The following is a 20,487-nucleotide window of genomic DNA, read 5'->3' as shown; positions in this document are numbered from 1 at the left end:
ACCAATATATCGATACCAATGCAGGACCGCTATGGCGCTCAAAGCAACCATTTTTAAAGCCACGCTCAATATTGCTGATATGGACAGGCACTATTATGCAGACCATCAACTCACGATAGCCCAGCACCCCTCAGAAAACGACGAGCGCATGATGATTCGGCTGCTGGCTTTTGCACTGAATGCCCGCGAAGGGCTGGAGTTTACCAAAGGCCTGAGCACAGAAGACGAGCCCGAGCTTTGGCAAAAAAGCCTGAGTGACGAAATTGAACTATGGATTGAGCTGGGCCTACCCGACGAGAGCCGCCTGCGCAAAGCCTGCAACCGCGCCCGCCAGGTTATCCTGTACGCCTACGGAGCCCGTGCCGTGCCTGTATGGCTGGAAAAGCACAAAAACAAGCTGAGCCGCTTCAGCAATCTGACGATTATTGAACTGCCAACGGAATCCACCGAAGCCCTCGCTGAGCTGGTAGAAAGGAGCATGAACTTTCAGATATCCATCCAGGATGGCGAAGTGTCGTTCAGCAATGACGATGCGCTGGTGAACATCACACCCGCGCCGCTTTTTCCATAATAGCAAGCGGCCGTTATCAACCAGCCAAGGGCTGGACAGAGTGCGCCTGCACACGTAAGATTGCGCACTCGAAATTGACGCGAAGCCGTTAACGTTCGAATGCGCCCGTAGCTCAGCTGGATAGAGTACCGCCCTCCGAAGGCGGTGGTCACAGGTTCGAATCCTGTCGGGCGCGCCATATTATTCAACAAAAACCGCCACTTACGGGTAATGCCGCGTGGCGGTTTTCGTTCCTGGTCACGCCAGGTGACATATCGGGGACACCGCGGAGTATCTTAAAGGCGGACTATCCGCCTCACCTTCATTGAGATGCAACAGGCTGTGAAGAGGCCTCCTAAGCTTAGCGTCCACCGGTCACAGGTAAACGCTGGCCTGACAGCTAAAAACTCAATTTGGTATTTCCCTGGCGCTATCTGAAAGTCCGGATAGGTTTGCCTGTTCGGCACCAGGCACTGCCCCAGGCGGAAAGAACCTAAAAACAGTGCCCTCATCTTCTATGCCATATCGAGCTCCCGAGAGCTCTTCTTCATCCGGATGTCCTCATCACTCAAATCCTGAAAAACACAATCCGAAACTGGCCTATCCAGTCGTACCTGTCGTCAACTCCAAAATACGTCGCCCCGCCAGTCAGCCGGAAATCCCATAACTTCCTCCGACACGCTGGGAAACTCATCAAACATCCCTTTCACTCGTTGATGCCAACTTGTGTCAGGACTGACCTTGTGCATCAAGTAATTGAGCATGCACATCACGACATATACCCGAACATTATGGCGAGGGCGAGTTAGAGAGTCCGGCCATTGAAACGAAGCCTTTTTGGGCAATTCGGGCTTGATGCCGAGCTCGCGGTTCCAGAGCCTGGCATGATGAGCACAAATATTGCGGGCTATCGTCAGTGTATGGAACCACGATTGAAGCAATGGCCAAGGTAACTCCATGCGCCTTGCAATGGTTTTTCTGTCTGCATCCTTCGCAAGGCCTGCGTACAAGTGAGATAAAGCACCCATTGTTAGCTCTTCGAGAGCAGCCCAGCCCGGCATCAGCTCTGGCTCCGAATATGTAAGCCCATAGTGTCGGGCATAACTTTCCTTCGAGCGCTTGACCTTGAGTTCCGTTTTTCTTTTAGCGGACGTCTGAGCCAACCTTTCTACTCGGGCGCACTCCCGCTCATAATCTCGTCGCTCGTCCTGCTGTTTGCTGCGCACTGTCTGCAGCAATTGAGTATGTTTATATCGCCCCTTGAACAACTGAGCGTCGAGGTACCAGTGCGCGCCATATTTCGGCCCCATGTGGTTACTGATCATCGCACGGGCAGCGATCTCTACCCTCTCGATTGCATCCATTACGAGCAAGCGCAACCGCCTATCAAAGCTGTAAAGATGACTCAGGTTACGAAAACCAGCACCTTCAGCGAATCGATGGTCGTCACCAGGAATTTGAAATGGTCGCATGTAGGGAGTGAGCCGAAAAAAACTTACGACCTCAAGGAAGCGGGCTGCGCGCTCCTCATCGTTAATCTGCAACCCTCGGCGCTTTAGGAGTTGAATCTGCTGCGAGACATCTATTGCGGGCTTGCTAAAGTGCATCATGCCTGTTTTCTCCAGGCATAAAAAAACCCGCTCGATTTGTGCGTGACTGCCGAGGCAGACATAGGCATGGCGGGTGTGTTGCTCGATAATATAGTGATGGCGTCCCGATTATGCAAGCTCAATTTTTGCCCTCTGTGACTCTACTTACCCACGTATATCGAGCATGGTATCACTGAGTGGCTAACCTTACACAGACCAACCCAGTGGTTTAGTGGCCCGATAATTCAGGCTACCGATATAGCTGGGGAGCTCACCACCATGTTTTTTTCAAGACGATGCCTCTGATCATTTCCGGACAGCGCCTGGCAAGACCCCGATTTCCTAGACACCCAACAGCTCCTTAAAATATCGTTTCTCGAACTCTACGGGCGCTATTCTGCTATTATTGCCATGCCGACGAACCGGGCTGTAAAACATTTCGGTATCATCAATCACGCCCCGTAGGGCCACACTGCTCTGCTGAATCCTTCAGGTAAAGCCAGATGGGAAGAGCGATGAACGTCTCCTGTTATTTGTCGCTCCGGTTGCCGAAGCCGAGATTAATGTTGGAGAAATACAGGCTCGGGCAACGACTCATCCATGAACAATTCCACACCACATAATCAGACTGTCGGACCAAAACTGTATACAACCAATACCCGCAGAAAAACACAGCAATAAAATTTATCGGCACTTCAGAAACGGCGACTCAACCATTTTCTTACGCTCGGTCAATAAGATGGCAGTGCCACCTCATGCCCGGCCAAGCATCATAGCTGTACAAGAATGCTCAGAAATCCAAATAAAAACACCATACGCGTTCTCTTTGTGATCATCTTATGTACAATAACCAAAAAAAAATGGAACAACTCGATCTTTTAATGCATACAACAACAAACGAGAGGACAGAACTCCAATGAGCGAATCTAATGCATCTCCGGAGCAAGGGAAGCATACAGAGGGGGTCAGCACATCCCTCTTTGAATATAATAGCCGACCGCCTTTCTTAAAGGCTCTGCCTCTGGGACTACAGCACTTTCTTGCGGCGATCGCTGGCATCATCACGCCGCCCATTATTGTCGCCGGTGTAGTTGGCGCGACGGTTCCCGACCGGCTCCTGCTGATACAGGTCGCTATTCTCGCCTCGGGTATTTGTACCCTTTTCCATCTCTACGGTGTCTGGAAACTTGGCGCCCGGGTACCTGCACTGTTTGGTGTTGGCTTTGCGTATGTGCCGACACTCATTGCCATAGGTAGCCAATTCGGCATTGAGGGCGTTCTTGGTGCCCAGTTGGTTGGTGGTATTACCATGATGGTCATCGGCTACTTTATCCAATACATTCGCCATCTTTTCCCGCCGGTGGTAGCGGGTACTGTTGTGCTGGTTATCGGTTTGTCGCTTTACAGTGTTGCCATCCGCTACATGGCGGGCAGTGGTAACGTCAACGCGGATGGCTTCGGCGATCCGATGAACTGGCTTGTAGGCCTGGTTACCCTGCTCGCAGTGCTGGCTGCCTCCCAGTACGGTAAAGGTGTAATCAAGCTGGCCTCGATTATTGTGGGCATCGTCGTTGGTTATCTTTTTGCTTTGTCCCTGGGCATGGTTAGTTTTGCGAACATCACCGCAGCAAGCGCGATAGCCCTGCCCGAGGTGATGCCATTCAAGTTGGAGTTCCACTCTGCGGCCATCGTCTCCATGGTCGTCATCTGCATCATCAACTCGGTACAAACCATTGGTGATCTGTCGGCCACCACCATCGGCGGCATGGACCGGGAACTGAAAACCAAGGAATTGACCGGCGGTTTGTTGGGCAACGGCCTGACAACAGCAGCCAGTGCACTCTTCGGCGCCCTGCCAACGTCCACGTTCAGCCAGAACGTTGGCATCGTAGCCATGACCAAGGTTGTCAGCCGTTTTGTACTGGTGATTGCCGGTGTTTTCCTGCTGATTGCCGGCCTCAGCCCCAAGTTCAGCGCGCTGATGACGACAATCCCTTACCCGGTACTGGGTGGCGCCACTATCACCGTGTTCGGCATGATCACGCTGATGGGCATCAAGCTGGTGATGGAAGACGAGCTGTCTTCACGCAACATGACCATTGTTGGCCTGGCGCTGGCGCTGAGCATGGGCATCGAAGCCGTTCCCACGTCCATCGCCATGTTCCCGGAATTTTTGCAGAACGTGATGGGCGGCTCGCCAATCACGGTAGCTGCGTTCGTGGCCTTCACGCTTAACCTGATCCTGCCGAACAAAACCCTGGCCGATGAAGCCAACGATCGCGCAGAGCTCGAAGAAGCCGAAATAGCCCATGCCGCTGAAGTAGCCAGAAAAGCGGCCGCAAACGAGACCTGACAGCCACACCTGGCTTCAACCTAAACACTGTCCCGGCAAAGCCCCGCCGGGACAGTTGGCGCTTCACTGCCCCCTTGCGTTCCTCCTACATCTTTGCCATTACATGGCCTGCAAACGGAACAACGCGATTTTGTTGATCTCAGCAACCGCACGCTGAAACTCCTGCTCCTGGGAGTTACCCATACGCTCCTCAAATGACGCCAGAATCTTGTGCCTATCGCTGCCCTTCACTGCCATGATAAAGATAAAACCAAACTTGGCTTTGTATGCCTCGTTTAGCCGCACAAAACGCTCAAATTCCTCTGGTGTGCACTCCTGAATTCCCGCACCTGCTTGCTCCGACGTGCTTGAAGCCGTCAATTCCCCCTGCAAGGCCGCTTTACCCGCCAGATCCGGGTGATCATTGATCAGAGCCAACTGGGTTTCTCGATCCGCGCTGAGAAGCACTTGGGACATACGCTCATGCATGGCTTCAACCTGATCCAGAGACTCATCTACACCGGAATCGTAAACTTGCTCAGCTACCCACGCAGAATGCTCGTAGATGTCCGCAAAAGCCTCCACAAAGGCGGCGCGATCTAGGGTGGAGGGGGTCAAAGTTTGAAAATCGCTCATATTTACTCCTTTTTGTGGTTTTATATTTTCGACAATAATGTATCATTTATGTATACAATTTTATTAAACTACACGGAGCCCTGTAGATCAATACCGTGTAGATTCTTGCCAAAGCAGGGCGCTTTCTTTGTAGCGATTGAAAAGGGTTTGTAAGATATTCCCCATTGTTTACTTCACAAACAGATGTTAATACGTCAGTGAATACAATAAAATTAGATATGTAGCTACCAACTTAGCCAAACAACTCTAAACCCAACATCAGGCTGAAATGGCGCCTGAATGCGCCCTCACACTACCCATTCGCGAGAGATTATGAGCAAGCAAGCAGACTCGGCAACCAGCACCAACCGTGCGTTCAAAAAAAGAACTGGATCGAAAAGCGATACCATATACGCTCACATTTTCGACGCCATTCTGGAGCACCGTCTGAGTCCCGGAACCAAATTAAGCGAAGAAGCTCTGGGTGAAATCTTTGGTGTTAGCCGCACCATAATCCGGCGGGAATTATTGCAACTGGCGCACGAGGGCGTGGTTTCTATTCGCCCTAACCGGGGTGCCATGGTCGCTAACCCAAGCGTAGAGGAGGCCCGCCAGATTCTTTACGCACGACGCCTGGTTGAGCGAACCATTACGGAATTGGTGGTTCAGAACGCAACAGAAAAGCAACTGGCCGAACTCAGAAAAATGGTGGTAGACGAGCAAAACTGCTTTACCCGCGGAGAGATGGGCACAGGCATCCGCTTATCAGGCGAATTCCACCTGAAACTGGCTGAAGTGGCGGGCAACGCCCCTCTTACCGGCTTTCAGCGCAGCCTGGTATCACAAACATCCCTGATCATCGCGCAGTACGAGAAGGTTACCCGCTCCCACTGCTCCTTCGATGAACACAACCAGTTGCTGGATGCGGTCGCTGCCAAAGATACGGAAAAGGCAATCTCTTTGATGATGCGCCACATGGATCACATCGATGAGAAACTGAACTTTGACGATGAGGGCACAACGGACGACCTGCACGTGATTTTCTCTCACGTGCGTGGGTAAAGCCCGCTGGCCCATCGCTATCAGGCACCCTGCTTAGCTGCCTGTGTTGACCTCGATGAATTTGATTGTATTGGTACTGGCGTCTGTATTCATTTTGTCGCCCCAGGTCAATATAACGTCATCGCCCTGCGCTGCAATTCCCTTGGACACCAACAACTCAATGGCCCGGTCGTTTAACTCGTGGGCCGGTATCCTGGTGTTATCAAAATGCACAGATACCACACCCCGGTAAAGTGCCATCCTGCGTTGTGCCACCTGGTTGCTGGCCAACCCGACAATCGGCAACCCTGAACGAATGCGCGAGGCAATCAACGGTGTACGACCGGTTGTTGTCATGCAAGCGATGGCGGCAACGCCTTCAAGGTGATTGGCAGCGTACATGGCAGACAGCGCGACTGCGTCGTCAATACGCGTAAAGCCCTGGTGCATGCGGTGGCCAGATTCCTGAGTGCTTTTCTCCCGCTCGGCTCCCAGGCACAAGCGATTCATGGCCTCTACCGCTTCGACCGGATACTCACCAGCTGCCGTTTCTGCAGATAGCATAACGGCATCGGTGCCATCGAGAACGGCGTTGGCCACATCAAACACTTCGGCCCTGGTGGGCAAAGAGGCGCTGATCATGGTCTCAAGCATCTGGGTTGCGGTAATCACCGCACGGTTCAATTGTCGCGCCCGCGTAATCATACGCTTCTGCACACCAATGAGCTGAGCGTCGCCGATTTCCACCCCAAGATCACCCCGGGCAACCATGACGGCTTCCGACGCCTGAATGATGCCATCCAGGGTTTCATCATCGGCCACAGCTTCTGCACGCTCAACCTTGGCCACCAGGCCAATATCCTTGCCGGCCTCGCCAAGAAGCTGGCGGGCCTCGTGCATATCTTCAGCGCTACGGGGGAAGGACACCGCCAGGTAGTCTACCCCCATGCTCACAGCTGCTTTGAGATCGGCCCGGTCTTTATCAGTAAGCGCGGCGGCCGATAAACCACCACCCTGCTTGTTGATGCCTTTGTTGTTGGAAAGCTTGCCTCCCACAACCACCTTGGTGCTAACCTCCGAGGCACTGACATGCTCAACTTCAAGCACCAGGCGACCGTCATCAAGCAGCAACAGATCGCCTGTGGCCACATCGCTTGCCAGCGACTTGTAATCGCACCCAACTCGCTGGGCGTCGCCTGCATCAGCCTCCATTGCCATATCAATAACAAACGGCTGCCCCTTGCCAAGGGTAACAGCGCCATCCTTGAAACGCGCAATGCGTATCTTGGGGCCCTGCAGGTCGCCCAGGGCGGCCACTGTTTTGCCCAACCGGTCCGCAACCTCACGAACAGCCGTCAGCCGGCGCTGGTGATCCTCGGTGGTGCCGTGAGAAAAGTTCAGGCGCACAACATCAACGCCTGCTTCAATCATGGCGTCCAGCACGCCAGGGCGGTCACTTGCCGGCCCCAGCGTAGCCACAATTTTAGTGCGACGGATCGTATTCTTTAAGTTTTTCATGTAGCCCTCGGAAGCACCAATATAATGGCGCAAAAATCATCAATGTTTGCGTTAGCTTCCTATTTCGTGATCAGCCAACTTTTCCAGCGCTCTCACAATACCCGCATGATCCCAATCCGCTCCGTTATTGGCCGCACACGCCTGAAACAGTTGCTGCGCATTCGCCGTACCCGGCAGCGACAAGTTGAGGCTACGAGCACTTTCCAACGCCAGGTTCAGGTCTTTCTGGTGCAAGCGAATACGGAAGCCAGGATCAAACGTTCGATTGATCATGCGCTCACCGTGTACATCCAGGATCTTCGACGTTGCCAGGCCACCCAACAGGGCTTCACGCACTTTGCTTACGTCTGCACCGGCCTTGGAGGCGAACAGTAACCCCTCTGCGGCAGCCTGAATAGTCAGCGCAACTACAATCTGGTTCGCCACTTTACAGATTTGGCCAGCACCATGGTCGCCTATGTGGGTAATGGTCTTGCCCATAACTTCCAGCACAGGCAACGCGCGCTTGAAGCTCTCTTCCGGCCCACCAACCATGATGGTCAGTGCGGCATTAATGGCACCACCTTCGCCGCCGGAAACCGGGGCGTCAACAAACTCACCACCGGCGTCGGTGATGCGTTTGGCCATCTCCTGGGTAGGGATCGGCGCGATGGAACTCATGTCAATAACCAGAGTGCCCGGCTTCAGGCCTTCTATAACACCGCCTTCTCCCAGCAATACCTCTTCAACATCCGGCGTATCCGGAACCATGGTAATAATAATGTCAGACTGCTCGGCCACAGCCTTGGCGCTCTCTACCTGCTTCATGCCCTTGGAGGCCATATCCTCGTGCAAAGAGCCTCTTTTAACGAAGGTAACCAGTTCGTGACCTGCGTCCATCAAGTGCCCCGCCATAGGCCGGCCCATTATTCCGAGACCAATAAATCCGATCTTACTCATAATTTTCCCCTTCTGGTTCGTTGCGCGATGTTTTTATTTTACCTGGCTCAGCCAACCGAGCCCTTCGGTCGTAGAGGCTGCGGGCTTGTATTCACAGCCAATCCATCCCTGGTACCCCAGTTTTTCAAGATGAGCAAACAGGAACGGGTAATTGATTTCCCCGGTACCTGGTTCGTGACGACCCGGATTATCGGCCAACTGCACATGTCCAATCTTTGAGAGATTGGCCTCAATGGTCGGGGCCAAATCGCCTTCCATGATCTGCATGTGATAGATGTCGTACTGCAGCTTCAGGTTGCCACTGCCAACCTCTTCCAACAACTTTACACCCTGATCTGTGCGGCTCAGGAAAAAGCCGGGAATGTCGCGGGTGTTGATGGCTTCTACGAGTAGCAAAATGCCGGCCTTCTCAAGCTCGGCCGCAGCAAAGCGCAGGTTTTCCACAAACGTAGTGTGGGCCTGGTCCTCGCTAACACCTTCCGGCTGGATTCCTGCCAGGCAGTTCACCTGCTTGCAACCCAGTACGGTTGCGTATTCGATAGCCTGGGCGACGCCTGCGCGAAACTCTTCCACGCGATCAGGGTGACAGGCAATGCCGCGCTCACCACCGGCCCAATCCCCGGCCGGGAGGTTGTGCAGAACCTGGGTGAGGTTGTTGTCGTCCAGTTGCTTCTTGATGTCCTGTGCCGGAAAGTCGTAAGGAAAGAGGTATTCGACGCCCTTGAAACCGGCAGACGCGGCGGCCTCAAAACGGTCAAGGAAATCCACTTCGGTAAACAGCATACTAAGGTTTGCGGCAAACTTAGGCATAGTCAGTCTCCTGCTTGTCGATTTATTGTTCTTTGAGAGTCTGCCGGTTGCCCCTTCAGACAACCGGCAACATTCGTGCCTCTATTAAGTCAGGCTGGCGATGGAGGTTGGGGCATCGGTGACGTTCTCGATCAAGTCCTCAAACTCGTTCACACCGTCCAGGTCGGTTCCCATGGAGATGTTGGTTATGCGCTCAAGCATGATCTCAACCACTACCGGCACACGGAACTCTTCTTTCAGCTTTTTCGCTTCTTCGAACGCCGGCGCAATGTCCTCGGCCTTGGTTACGCGAATAGCCTTACAGCCCAGGCCTTCAACCACAGACTTGTGATCAACGCCGTACTCGGCGATGTCCGGGCAGTTCACGTTCTCGAACGACAACTGCACGCAGTAATCCATGTCAAAGCCGCGCTGGGACTGACGAATAAGCCCCAGGTAGGAGTTATTCACCAGCACGTGAATATACGGCAGGTTGAACTGCGCACCGGCGGCCAGTTCTTCGATCATGAACTGGAAATCATAGTCGCCGGAAAGCGCTACAACCTCGGCGTCACGATCTGCCCGGCACACACCCAGAGCGGCCGGGATGGTCCAGCCCAGCGGGCCGGCCTGGCCACAGTTGATCCAGTGGCGCGGCTTGTACACGTGCAGGAACTGGGCACCGGCGATCTGGGACAGGCCAATGGCTGTCACGTAGCGGGTGTTCTTGCCAAACGCCCGGTTCATTTCCTGGTAAACGCGCTGCGGCTTCACCGGGTTGTTGGGGAAGTCCGTCTTGCGCAGCAGTGTGCGCTTACGTTCCTGACATTCCTCTACCCAGGTGCTGCGATCTTTCAGTTTGCCGGCGGCCGACATTTCCCTGGCCACCTCAACCAACTGTTCCAATGCCGCCTTGGCGTCGGAGACAATACCGTAGTCCGGTCCGAAAATTTTGCCGATCTGGGTCGGCTCAATATCAATGTGAACGAACGTCCGGTCCCTGGTGTAGGTCTCAACATTACCTGTGTGGCGATTGGCCCAACGGTTACCAATACCCATTACAAAGTCAGAGGCCAGCATGGTGGCGTTGCCGTAGCGATGCGACGTCTGCAGGCCGACCATGCCCGCCATCAACGGATGGTCATCGGCAATGGTGCCCCAACCCATCAATGTGGGGATCACGGGTACTCCGGTCACTTCTGCAAATTCAACCAGAAGATCTGATGCATCGGCGCTGATCACACCACCACCGGATACCAGCAGGGGTTTTTCAGCCTCGTTCAGCATGGTTATTGCTTTTTCCACCTGAGCACGAGTAGCTGCCGGCTTGTAGGCGGGTAGCGGCTCGTAGGTGTCTATGTCAAATTCAATCTCGGTCATCTGCACGTCGATGGGCAGATCGAGCAGAACCGGGCCCGGACGAGAGCTGCGCATCAGCTGAAAAGCTTTCTGGAACGCGCGGGGCACCTGAGCTGGCTCAAGCACGGTGATAGCCCACTTGGTTACGGGGCCGGCTATAGACTGGATATCAACCGCCTGGAAGTCTTCTTTGTGAAGCTTGCCGCGCGGCGCCTGGCCGGTGATGCACAGAATGGGAATGGAATCACCGATAGATGAGTACAAACCGGTGATCATGTCAGTACCGGCGGGGCCGGATGTACCTATGCACACACCCACATTGCCAGGCTTGGTACGGGTGTAGCCTTCGGCCATGTGCGACGCGCCCTCAACATGGCGTGCCAGTACATGATCAACACCGCCCACTTTGCGCATAGCGGCATAAAACGGGTTGATGGCTGCTCCGGGTACACCGAAGGTTACATCAACGCCTTCTTTCTTTAATACTTCAACGGCTGCTTCTGCTGCTGTCATACGAGCCATAATAGTTCCTCCAGAAAATTGTTTTTGTTTTCGGATAGAATGATCGGCTACTCGGGTTCTCCACAATTTACGCAAATATCGAGTGCGTACTCTTCACAGTTATTGCCCGCGCCACCGCGATCAACAACCAAAAACTCTCCTTCAACGTTAAGAACAGACTGAATGGCGTGCCAGGTTCCGGCCTTGTAATTCACGCCTTGCAGGCCGTTGGTTACAAACGCACGGACGTCGCCGGGGTTTATGGTCTCACCCCGCGGTGCCACCACAATCACAAAACGCTCCTCGTGCAGCGGCATAAATGCCTGACTGCCCTGCGGATGCCGCTCCAGGAACGTGAGTTCCAGCGGCAGTGTTACAGGCTGGCTAACAAACATGCTAACCAGCACCCTGGCCTCTTCACCCAAAGCTTCTACCGTGGCCAAATCATGGTGACGCTGGGTACGGCCAGAGTTGATGGGAAACGATTTTGAGTCGTTCCGCTCAATCACATCGCCAAAGTCGGCAAACGCCTCGGCGCTTAACGGTTGTGCTTGAAGTTCCAGCATAACGATTCCTTGTTTCGGCTTAGCGTGAGCCGAATCCATTGAATTTCATGTGCCGGTTAACGTCTTTGTAAAGCAGATAACGGAAAGGGCCTGGGCCTCCGGCGTAACATGCTTGTGGGCAGAAAGCACGGAGCCACATGTAGTCACCAGCCTCCACTTCAACCCAATCCTGATTCAGGCGATAAACAGCCTTGCCTTCCAGTACATACAGCCCGTGCTCCATAACGTGGGTTTCAGCAAACGGAATCACGCCGCCCGGCTGGAAATTCACGATGTTTACATGCATGTCGTGGCGGATGTCTGAAGGGTCTGCAAAACGCGACGTTGTCCAACGCCCGTCTGTGCCCGGCATTTCGTTAGGTACCACTTCGCTATCGCTGGTTACAAAGGCTTCTGGCACTTCAATACCGTCTACAAACTCGTAAGCTTTACGTATCCAGTGAAAACGAAGCATGCCGTCGGATTCGTTGTGTAGCTGCCAGTTGGCTCCGGGTGGAATAAAGGCATACCCACCTTCAACCATGTGATGTTTCTGACCCTCGAGAGTCAGAGTCATCTCACCTTCCACAACAAACAGAACGCCCTCGGCGCCAGCATCCAGCTCAGGCCGTGAACTGCCACCACCAGGTGACACCTCCATGATGTATTGCGAAAACGTCTCTGCAAAACCAGACAATGGACGCGACAGAACCCACAGACGGGTTTTGTCCCAGAACGGCAACAAGCTGGCAACGATGTCCCGCATGACACCCTTTGGAATAACAGCGTAGGCGTCGGTAAATACAGCGCGATCCGTTAGCAGCTGTGTCTGGGGCGGATGACCACCAGTGGGCGCGTAATAAGTAGGCTTCTGTGAAGATTTATTAGTCATGACATCTCCTTGGATGAAAACGGGTGGCGTTCAGCCCAGTGGTTGGCAATATCTATGCGTCTCGTAACCCAGACACGATCATGGGCCTCGATGTGATCGAGAAACCTCTGCAAACCACGGAAGCGCCCTGGCCTGCCGACCATACGGCAGTGAAGGCCAACAGAAAGCATCTTCGGTGTTTCGTCGCCTTCTGCATAAAGTACGTCGAAGGCATCCCGAAGATAGGTGTAAAAGTCGTCGCCGTTGGCAAAACCATACGGCGAGGCAAAACGCATATCGTTGGTGTCGAGTGTGTAAGGCACAATCAGGTGAGGCCGATCTTCTCCCTGGCTGTTCTGCTGCGTTGTCCAGAACGGGAGGTCATCGCCGTAATAGTCGCTGTCGTATGTAAAGGTGCCTTCATCAACCACCAGGCGGCGAGTATTCTCGCTATCGCGACCGGTGTACCAACCCTGGGGCTTTTCACCATACAGGTTCTGGAAAATTTCAATGGCGCGACGCATATGCTCACGCTCTACCTGTTCAGGTACATCCTGATAGTGAATCCAGCGCCAGCCATGGCAGGCAATCTCGTGACCCAGCTCTTTAAAGGCATGGGCAAGTTCCGGGTGACGCTCAAGCGCCATGGCTACTCCGAAGACCGTGAGGGGCATGCCACGGCGCTTAAATTCGTTCAATATCCGCCAGACGCCCGCTCGGGAACCGTATTCGTAGATCGACTCCATGCTCATGTGGCGGGCCGGATAAGCCTCGGCGCCGGCAATTTCTGACAGAAACTGCTCTGAATGGGTATCGCCATGCAAGACGCAGTTTTCTCCGCCTTCTTCATAATTCAGCACAAACTGCACAGCAATACGCGCCCGCCCCGGCCAGTCCGCGTAGGGCACCGACGAGCCGTAACCTTTAAGATCTCGTGGGTAGTTATCCGGCGTCGTCGCAGTCATCAACTCAATTCCTTCTCTTGTTTTACTGAACAGATGAGGCTTACCAACCTAATCTTTATGTATTTTTGTATACGTAACTTACAATACATTGTATCCATGATTTTGGCAATTTCTACATCTAAATTAATAAAGACTGCATAATATTTAAAAATAGCCGCCCTGAAAGCACATCGCTACAGCCAAGCGATTGTTTGTCCAGAAATAATGGATAGAACAAATATTGCACAAAAATACCGGTAATGGCTCGCAATCAGGACAAGAGAGAAAAAAAGAAAAACGGGAGGAGAAAAAGGGAGGCACACCCCCGGGCACAGAGAGCCCGAGGGGGTATTCAGGTTGAGCGGTTGTCAGCCTGGGATTGACTGAGAGTAAAGGTTACTCATCCCAGTTGGCTATGATTTCACGCTCCGCCTCAGTCATTTGGGTCACGTTACCCAAGGGCATATATTTGCTTGCCACAACCTCCTTTATCTTGGCCGCCTGGCCGGTAATCTGGGCATCTGTTTCAAACATCTGCCCGGCCGGGGCCGCTGTAATACCCGGGTACGTAGGCTCTTCCGCATGACATACCACGCAATGCTGGCTCATAACCGCACTCACGTCTGCCAGCGTAGCGGCTCCCGGCCCGGCTTCTACGGCCTGTGCGGAGCCTGAGCTATCTGCTTCGTCAAAGGGAGGCGCTGACACCCAGAAAGCCGCCAAAATGAAGGCCGCGCCAGCAACCAGATAGCCTGGCTGGGTTTTTCCAGCGTGCATCAGCACGAAAAACTGACGAATAACCGCCCCGCCAAAGATCAGCAAGGCCATAATGATCCACGCCTGATCATGAGTATAAGAGAAGGCGTAATGGTTGCTAATCATCAGAAGCACAACGGGAAGCGTAAAATAGGTGTTATGCACCGAGCGTTGCTTGCCACGCTTACCATCGAGCGGGTTAGGTGCCTCACCTGCCTTCATTGCCTTAACAATTCGCCGCTGGCCGGGAATAATCCAGAAGAAAACGTTCGCACTCATGGCGGTAGCCATCACCGCACCGGTCAGAAGAAACGCCGCCCGGCCAGCAAAAAGCTGTGTGCTGAGATAGGCAACGGCGACAACAAGCACCCCAACCGCGATACTTAACAGGCCATCCCGGTCCATGTTGGGGCTGATGCGTTTACACAACTCGTTGTAAATAACCCAACCCATTAACAGGAAGATGAGAGCCAGACCATTAGCCTGCCAGCCCGTTAACTCTGCGGCCCACGCCCAGCTGCTGTTAGGGTTAACCAGATAGAAACTTGGCTGCGCCATATAGAGAATAATGAACAGAGCAAAGCCGGATAACCAGGTGGTGTATGCCTTCCAGAACGACCAATGCAGGTCTTCTGGCAAATCCTCCGGGCTAGAGGCGTACTTTTGGTTGTGGTAAAAACCACCGCCGTGCACGGCCCACATTTCCCCCGCAACGCCCTTTTTTATGCAGTTTGCACTCTTGGGCTTTCTGAGGCTGTTATCCAGCATCACAAAGTAGATTGATTCGCCAATCCACGCGATGGCTGCGATCACGTGGAGCCATCGAAGCATGAAGTTTACAAAGTCGAGAATAAAAGCTTGCATGAGGCCGCTCTCTTATTGCGTTTTGTTGTGATTGTCGTTCAAGGGAGAAGGCCCCCTTTCCAGCATCAGCTGCCCCGATAGGTGGAGTAGCTGTAAGGAGTCGCCAACAACGGTACATGGTAGTGCTGAAATGCATCAGCAACCCCGAACCGCAGCGGGATAACATCCAGAAATGCCGGCTCGCTCATGTCACTACCCTGAGCCCGAAAATAATCCCCGGCATGAAAAACCAGCTCGTACTGCCCAACGGTAAAGGCATCACCTTCCATAATCGGCTCATCGCACCGCCCATCAGAATTGGTGACCACTTCTTTGATTAATGTGCGAGTCTCACCCTCAAGGCGATACACCTCAATTCGAATACCCTTACCGGGAAGACCCTGAGAAGTATCCAGCACATGTGTAGTTAGATATCCCATAAAACTCTCCTATGACGCAATGGCCGTTTATATACAAAAAACGCCATACTAAAACGATCCGTTGTGAAAGATAAAGAATACACTGATAGTATAATTGTGTATACATTCTTTGCCACAAACAGGATCGTATTTTTAAACCACTGTGGCGAGAAGAATAGGATAGATATCTGAAGAGGGAAAGGAGAAAACCAGGGCGCCCTGCCAGCGGTTCCTGACAGGACTGGAATACGACTTCTTTCTATGCAGGTCGGGCGGCAATAGTGCAGCCCGACCCAGCTGCATCAAAAGTGGAACTTAACCAGTGCGCTGATGGCGTTTTCGGTATCGAAGGCCGTGTTGCCATACTTGTTACGCCAGTACGAATACTCAATACCAGCCAGCAGAACTCCCGGGTTACCGGTGAAATTGCCGATATCCAGCTTTAACTGCGGATTGAAGTGGAAGTCAGCCGCATGATCACCACTGACTGCAGATGAGTAGTCGATGTAACCGTCAAACACAAACAGTGCGCTGCCGGCCTCAATGGGTGCTTTCCAGGTAACAGTCGCCTGCCAATCGTCTTTGGTATCGAATTCCGTATCATTGTCCACGTAATAGAAGTTGGTATTGAAATAAACCAGTCCAGGCACATCCCAGCTGAGCCCCAGGCCGTACATCAAGTTATTATTGTTAACATCGCCGCCGCCATATTCATACTGGCCAGACAGCCGAACATCCTTGATCGGGCCAAAACTCAAGTCCTGGCCAGTCAACCAACTCAGGCTCAGGTTGGGGGCAAACTCACCATAAATACTGTCATTACCGGTAGAGAAGCCGTGGCCGCGAAAACGGTCAAAGAAGAGGAACGTATCTCCCCAATCATGCCCCGTCGCATTTTCAAAGGTGAACACCGTTGCCGTATCGCGTTCGCCACCAAAGGCTTCGTATTGATCGCTATACAGCAACGAAATGCTGGAATCACCGAAGAATTTCTCTGCGTGAGCACTGGTGGATGCAAACGTAGCACAGGCGCACGCTGCTACCAGGGACTTCTTTAAAAGTGTCATAGTATTTCCTGTCTTGTTTTAGTTTTCAGGCTGCCATTTACATGAAGGCAAAGTTGGCGATAAAGATCACACATAGCAAATACATGCTGATCGAGACTTCTTTATGCTGACCGGTGAGCAGCTTCATCACACCATAGGTTATGAAGCCAATCGCGATACCGTTGGTGATTGAGTATGTCAGCGGCATCATGATCACAGTCATAATAGCCGGAATGGTGTCACTGAGATCGTCCCACTCGATGTGGGCCAAGCCACTCATCATCAGCATGGCCACATAAATCAGAGCGCCTGCCGTTGCATAGGCAGGAATCATTCCAGCTAACGGCGCAAAGAACACCGCCAGGCAAAACAAAACGCCCACGGTGACCGCAGTCAGACCGGTACGACCACCCGCTGCAACGCCGGAGGCACTCTCTACGTAACTGGTCACTGGGGTACAACCCACAAACGAACCAACAACACTGGAGGTACTGTCTGCTTTCAGGGCACGAGGAAGGTTTTCGATTTTGCCGTCTTGATCAACCAGGTGGGCGCGGTGAGCGACCCCCATTAAGGTCCCGGCAGTATCGAAGATATTCACGAACAGGAATGCCAGAATAACGCTGATCATGCTCACCTGGAACGCACCGGCTATATCCAGGGCCATAAAGGTCGGCGCAAGGCTGGGCGGCGCAGACACCAAACCGCCGTACTCAACAATTCCGAGGCCCCAACCAATGGCAGTCACCGTCAGGATGCTCAGCAAAATAGCACCAAACACATTACGATAGCTGAGCACTGCAATCATCAAAAAGCAGATTCCACCAAGCAGTGCGGCAGGTTCGGTAAAGGAGCCAATAGTCAGCAGCGTCGCCGGATTGGCAACAACAATTCCGGCTGATTTAAGACCAATAATCCCGAGGAACAGACCCACCCCGGCACCCATGGCGTACCTGAGACTCATAGGTATGCTGTCGAGCAGCCACTCCCGAATCTTGGACAAGCTCATGATCATGAAGAGAACGCCGGAAAGGAACACTGCACCCAGTGCAATTTCCCAAGCATAACCCATATCGCCAACAACGGTATAGGTAAAGAAGGCGTTCAGGCCCATGCCTGGCGCCAGGCCTACTGGCCAGTTGGCATACAGCCCCATTAGGAAGCAACCCAAGGCAGCGCCAATACAGGTTGCGACAAATGCAGCGCCGTAATCCAGCCCTGCGTCCGCCATTATCGCGGGGTTCACAAAGATAATGTAGGCCATGGTTACGAACGTAGTCAGGCCCGCAACCAGCTCGGTTTTGACTGAACTTCCGTGCTTCTCAATTTTGAAAAGCCTTTCCAGCAACCCTGTGTTCGCCGGCTCTATACGTGAACTTTCCTGCCCAGCGTTAGCCATAAGATTTCCCTCATATTTTTTGTTTTCTATCACCTAGAGCAGAACTCTTGGGGAAGGCGACGAATGATTGAGCCGGTCTATTTCTTGACCATAAAGTCAGGACCAGCAATCACGATTATGGCTTTGTATACAATAATTACAATCACTGATTTGCTTTTTTTTAAGATTTTGAAAACTTCTTCTGATGCAACGACTTGCCAGCACTGAATGTTTCCTTCACGGCCCTGTCATCACCAAGCATGATGAGTGCAAACAGTTTTTCCTGAAGACTGCTGGCACGACTCAAGCGATAGCTGATCAACGGCGTAGCATTATAGTCGAGTACAATAAAATCTGCCTCTTTACCTTGCTCAAAATTACCAATTTTTTCATCAAGATAAAGAGATTTTGCGCCGCCCAGCGTCGCAAGATACAACGCTTTGAAAGGATCCAGCTTCTGCCCTTGCAATTGCAGTACCTTGTAAGCTTCATTCAGGCTTTGAAGCTGAGAAAAACTGGTGCCGCCGCCGATATCTGTACCCAGCCCAACCCGTACACCCTGTTTTTCCAGGCGTTCCAGGTCCAGAAGCCCGCTCCCCAGAAACAGGTTTGATGTCGGGCAAAACGCCACGGCAGAGCCAGTATCACTCAACCGTTTGCACTCATCGTCATGCAGATGAACACCGTGGGCAAATACCGCCCTTTCGCCAATTAATCCATGGTGATCATACACATCAAGGTAGCCGCTCCGCTCCGGAAATAGCTCGCTAACCCACTCAATTTCCTTTTTGTTCTCGGAAATGTGCGTGTGCATATACAAATCCGGAAACTCGTTAAAGAGCTTGCCGGCAAGCTCCAGTTGCTCCGGGCTGCTTGTTGGTGCAAACCTGGGTGTTACCGCATAAGACAGACGCCCTTTGCCGTGCCAGCGCTCGATTAATTCCTTGCTGTCTGCGTAGCCGGTATCTGCGGTGTCCAACAGATACTCCGGCGCATTGCGGTCCATCAACACCTTGCCGGCAATCATCCGCAGGTTAAGCTTTGAGGCCTGTTCAAAAAATGCATCGACAGACTCTTTGTGAACCGTCCCGAACACCAGAGCGGTGGTGGTGCCATTGCGCAGTAATTCCTGCAGGAACATGTCAGTCTGGGCACTGGCAATATCAGCGTCGCCAAATTTCCCCTCGCATGGGAATACATACATTTCCAACCAATCCAGCAACTGGGCTCCGTATGAGCCAACCATTCCGGTCTGGGGGTAGTGGATGTGGGTGTCGATAAACCCCGGGGTTATCAATGCGTCCTGATAATGGATAACCTCAACGTCTGCCGGAAGAGAGGGCAGCAGACCCTCTGCATCTCCAACACTGACAACAGCCCCGCTTTCGACTACGAGCAGGCCGTCCTCGAAATATTCATAGGAGTTTTCTGCACCTACGTCGTAGGGGTTTGCAATACTGTGAAGAATAGAAGCCCGGTAGGCTTTGCATTGGGACATGATCACTCTCGTTTATTTTTCTGCGACGTTTGGCGATTGACTGCAACGGCAATTTAAACGGGTTGAGAGTGCCGGTCAACGATAAGCTGACCAATAAGTCAGGAAAATACTACTCGGGAACCTCAAGCCCACAACCACGGAGGATAACTTGAGTCAGGAACTCTGCCGCATGCTTGAAGTCCTTTTTGGTGTAGGCTTCTTTCTCTTCAATCGCCAGAATCTGAACCTGAAAATCGGCGTAATGCTGGGTTGACGACCAGATCAGATGAATCAACTGAACCGGATCGACATTCCCCATACGTCCGGTGTTAATCCACTGCTGAATCACCATTGCCCGCTCACGCACCCAATCTTTCATACTGGTCGAGAGGTACTCTTTCAGTACGGGTGCGCCTTGAATGATTTCCATGGCAAACAGCCGGGAGGCCAGGGGATGAGTTCGGGACATTTCCATTTTTACCTGGATAAAACCCGCAAGGGTTGTGGCCGGGTCGTCCTCCGGTCTGACGTTTGAGAAAACATCATTCCAACGCCCCATGATGCCGTCCATCAAGGCGTAATACATGCGCTTTTTATTGCTGAAATAATAGAGCACGTTGGATTTTGGCAGCCCGGCCCTGTCGGCAATTTGCTGCACTGTTGTTGCGCCAAACCCCTTGCGGGAAAACTCTTTCTCGGCCGCTGCAAGAATTTGCTCACGATTGCGCTGGCGAATGCGTCCTGGGCGCACTTTAACCTTGGATTGACCAGAAGGCGGAGGCGACAGGTGCTGCCAGGAAGGATCGGATTTGTTTTGCTCGTTCATAAAGCCGCTACACTTTGGGGGGCGATGGGCGAAGATAACTGATATCCCGACAGCATTCAAAGAAATGAATCGCCTCGAAACAATATAAAATTGGTGCTTATTTCTTGCACAAAAAACTGGACTATCTGGTCAGGAATATGTAAAACGAA

18 protein-coding genes and 1 tRNA gene are annotated in these 20,487 nt (G+C 52.6%); 4 read left to right on the top strand and 15 right to left on the bottom strand.

The genetic code is table 11. The features are described from left to right. The first annotated feature begins 31 nt into the window (after positions 1 to 31). A complete protein-coding gene (locus tag ACTHYN_RS04530; RefSeq protein WP_441811311.1) occupies positions 32 to 571 on the top strand; it encodes a YaeQ family protein in 540 nt (179 codons plus the stop codon). 101 nt (positions 572 to 672) lie between these two features. Next, positions 673 to 749 (top strand) — tRNA-Arg (locus ACTHYN_RS04525). A 421-nt stretch (positions 750 to 1,170) separates the two neighbouring features. Here the strand turns inward: ACTHYN_RS04525 and ACTHYN_RS04520 are convergent. Further along, entirely contained in the window at positions 1,171 to 2,160 is a 990-nt protein-coding gene (locus tag ACTHYN_RS04520) for an Abi family protein (protein ID WP_441811310.1), read from the bottom strand. A gap of 895 nt (positions 2,161 to 3,055) precedes the next feature. On the opposite strand from ACTHYN_RS04520, the gene ACTHYN_RS04515 reads away from it, so the two are divergent. Continuing rightward, positions 3,056 to 4,492, top strand: a complete 1,437-nt coding sequence (locus ACTHYN_RS04515; protein WP_441811309.1) for a uracil-xanthine permease family protein — start codon at positions 3,056 to 3,058, stop codon at positions 4,490 to 4,492. A 99-nt stretch (positions 4,493 to 4,591) separates the two neighbouring features. On the opposite strand, the gene uraD is transcribed toward ACTHYN_RS04515, so the two are convergent. After that, a complete protein-coding gene (gene uraD, locus ACTHYN_RS04510; protein WP_441811308.1) occupies positions 4,592 to 5,107 on the bottom strand; it encodes a 2-oxo-4-hydroxy-4-carboxy-5-ureidoimidazoline decarboxylase in 516 nt (171 codons plus the stop codon). Positions 5,108 to 5,419: 312 nt separating this feature from the next. Here uraD and ACTHYN_RS04505 point away from each other — a divergent pair, with 312 nt between their 5' ends. Further along, positions 5,420 to 6,148 carry a GntR family transcriptional regulator gene (locus ACTHYN_RS04505; protein ID WP_441811307.1) on the top strand — a complete coding sequence of 243 codons (729 nt, stop codon included), beginning with the start codon at positions 5,420 to 5,422 and terminating at the stop codon, positions 6,146 to 6,148. A gap of 33 nt (positions 6,149 to 6,181) precedes the next feature. On the opposite strand, the gene pyk is transcribed toward ACTHYN_RS04505, so the two are convergent. The 13 genes from pyk to ACTHYN_RS04440 all read right to left on the bottom strand — a co-directional run bounded on the left by pyk (position 6,182) and on the right by ACTHYN_RS04440 (position 20,338). Further along, positions 6,182 to 7,645 (bottom strand): pyruvate kinase, encoded by a 1,464-nt coding sequence (pyk, locus tag ACTHYN_RS04500; protein ID WP_441811306.1) that lies wholly within the window; start codon positions 7,643 to 7,645, stop codon positions 6,182 to 6,184. A 51-nt stretch (positions 7,646 to 7,696) separates the two neighbouring features. After that, entirely contained in the window at positions 7,697 to 8,584 is an 888-nt protein-coding gene (locus ACTHYN_RS04495; RefSeq protein WP_441811305.1) for a 2-hydroxy-3-oxopropionate reductase, read from the bottom strand. A gap of 33 nt (positions 8,585 to 8,617) precedes the next feature. Beyond that, positions 8,618 to 9,394, bottom strand: a complete 777-nt coding sequence (gene hyi / locus ACTHYN_RS04490; protein WP_441811304.1) for a hydroxypyruvate isomerase — start codon at positions 9,392 to 9,394, stop codon at positions 8,618 to 8,620. An 84-nt stretch (positions 9,395 to 9,478) separates the two neighbouring features. After that, positions 9,479 to 11,254, bottom strand: coding sequence for a glyoxylate carboligase (gene gcl / locus ACTHYN_RS04485; RefSeq protein ID WP_441811303.1), 1,776 nt, complete (start codon positions 11,252 to 11,254; stop codon positions 9,479 to 9,481). A gap of 47 nt (positions 11,255 to 11,301) precedes the next feature. Next, the gene (locus tag ACTHYN_RS04480) at positions 11,302 to 11,799 is read right to left on the bottom strand and encodes an ureidoglycolate lyase (RefSeq protein ID WP_441811302.1); all 498 of its coding nucleotides are present in this window, start codon (positions 11,797 to 11,799) and stop codon (positions 11,302 to 11,304) included. 19 nt (positions 11,800 to 11,818) lie between these two features. Continuing rightward, complete coding sequence (locus ACTHYN_RS04475; RefSeq protein WP_441811301.1) at positions 11,819 to 12,670, bottom strand: bifunctional allantoicase/(S)-ureidoglycine aminohydrolase; 852 nt, start codon at positions 12,668 to 12,670, stop codon at positions 11,819 to 11,821. Continuing rightward, entirely contained in the window at positions 12,667 to 13,614 is a 948-nt protein-coding gene (gene puuE, locus ACTHYN_RS04470) for an allantoinase PuuE (protein ID WP_441811300.1), read from the bottom strand. The genes ACTHYN_RS04475 and puuE overlap by 4 nt, the downstream gene beginning before the upstream one ends. 375 nt (positions 13,615 to 13,989) lie before the next feature. Beyond that, a complete protein-coding gene (locus ACTHYN_RS04465) occupies positions 13,990 to 15,213 on the bottom strand; it encodes a urate hydroxylase PuuD (protein ID WP_441811299.1) in 1,224 nt (407 codons plus the stop codon). A gap of 65 nt (positions 15,214 to 15,278) precedes the next feature. Next, a complete protein-coding gene (uraH, locus tag ACTHYN_RS04460) occupies positions 15,279 to 15,632 on the bottom strand; it encodes a hydroxyisourate hydrolase (protein WP_441811298.1) in 354 nt (117 codons plus the stop codon). Positions 15,633 to 15,913: 281 nt separating this feature from the next. Next, entirely contained in the window at positions 15,914 to 16,678 is a 765-nt protein-coding gene (locus ACTHYN_RS04455) for an outer membrane protein OmpK (RefSeq protein ID WP_441811297.1), read from the bottom strand. A gap of 37 nt (positions 16,679 to 16,715) precedes the next feature. Beyond that, on the bottom strand, positions 16,716 to 18,056 hold the full coding sequence (locus ACTHYN_RS04450) for an NCS2 family permease (protein WP_441811296.1): 1,341 nt from the start codon (positions 18,054 to 18,056) through the stop codon (positions 16,716 to 16,718). A gap of 160 nt (positions 18,057 to 18,216) precedes the next feature. Further along, the gene (gene guaD, locus ACTHYN_RS04445; protein ID WP_441811295.1) at positions 18,217 to 19,533 is read right to left on the bottom strand and encodes a guanine deaminase; all 1,317 of its coding nucleotides are present in this window, start codon (positions 19,531 to 19,533) and stop codon (positions 18,217 to 18,219) included. A 109-nt stretch (positions 19,534 to 19,642) separates the two neighbouring features. Next, positions 19,643 to 20,338 (bottom strand): TetR/AcrR family transcriptional regulator, encoded by a 696-nt coding sequence (locus ACTHYN_RS04440; protein WP_441811294.1) that lies wholly within the window; start codon positions 20,336 to 20,338, stop codon positions 19,643 to 19,645. Positions 20,339 to 20,487 lie beyond the last annotated feature (149 nt).

The organism is Marinobacter sp. (assembly GCF_052091845.1).
GTDB lineage: Bacteria > Pseudomonadota > Gammaproteobacteria > Pseudomonadales > Oleiphilaceae > Marinobacter.
This window is presented reverse-complemented; position numbering and strand designations above follow the sequence as displayed.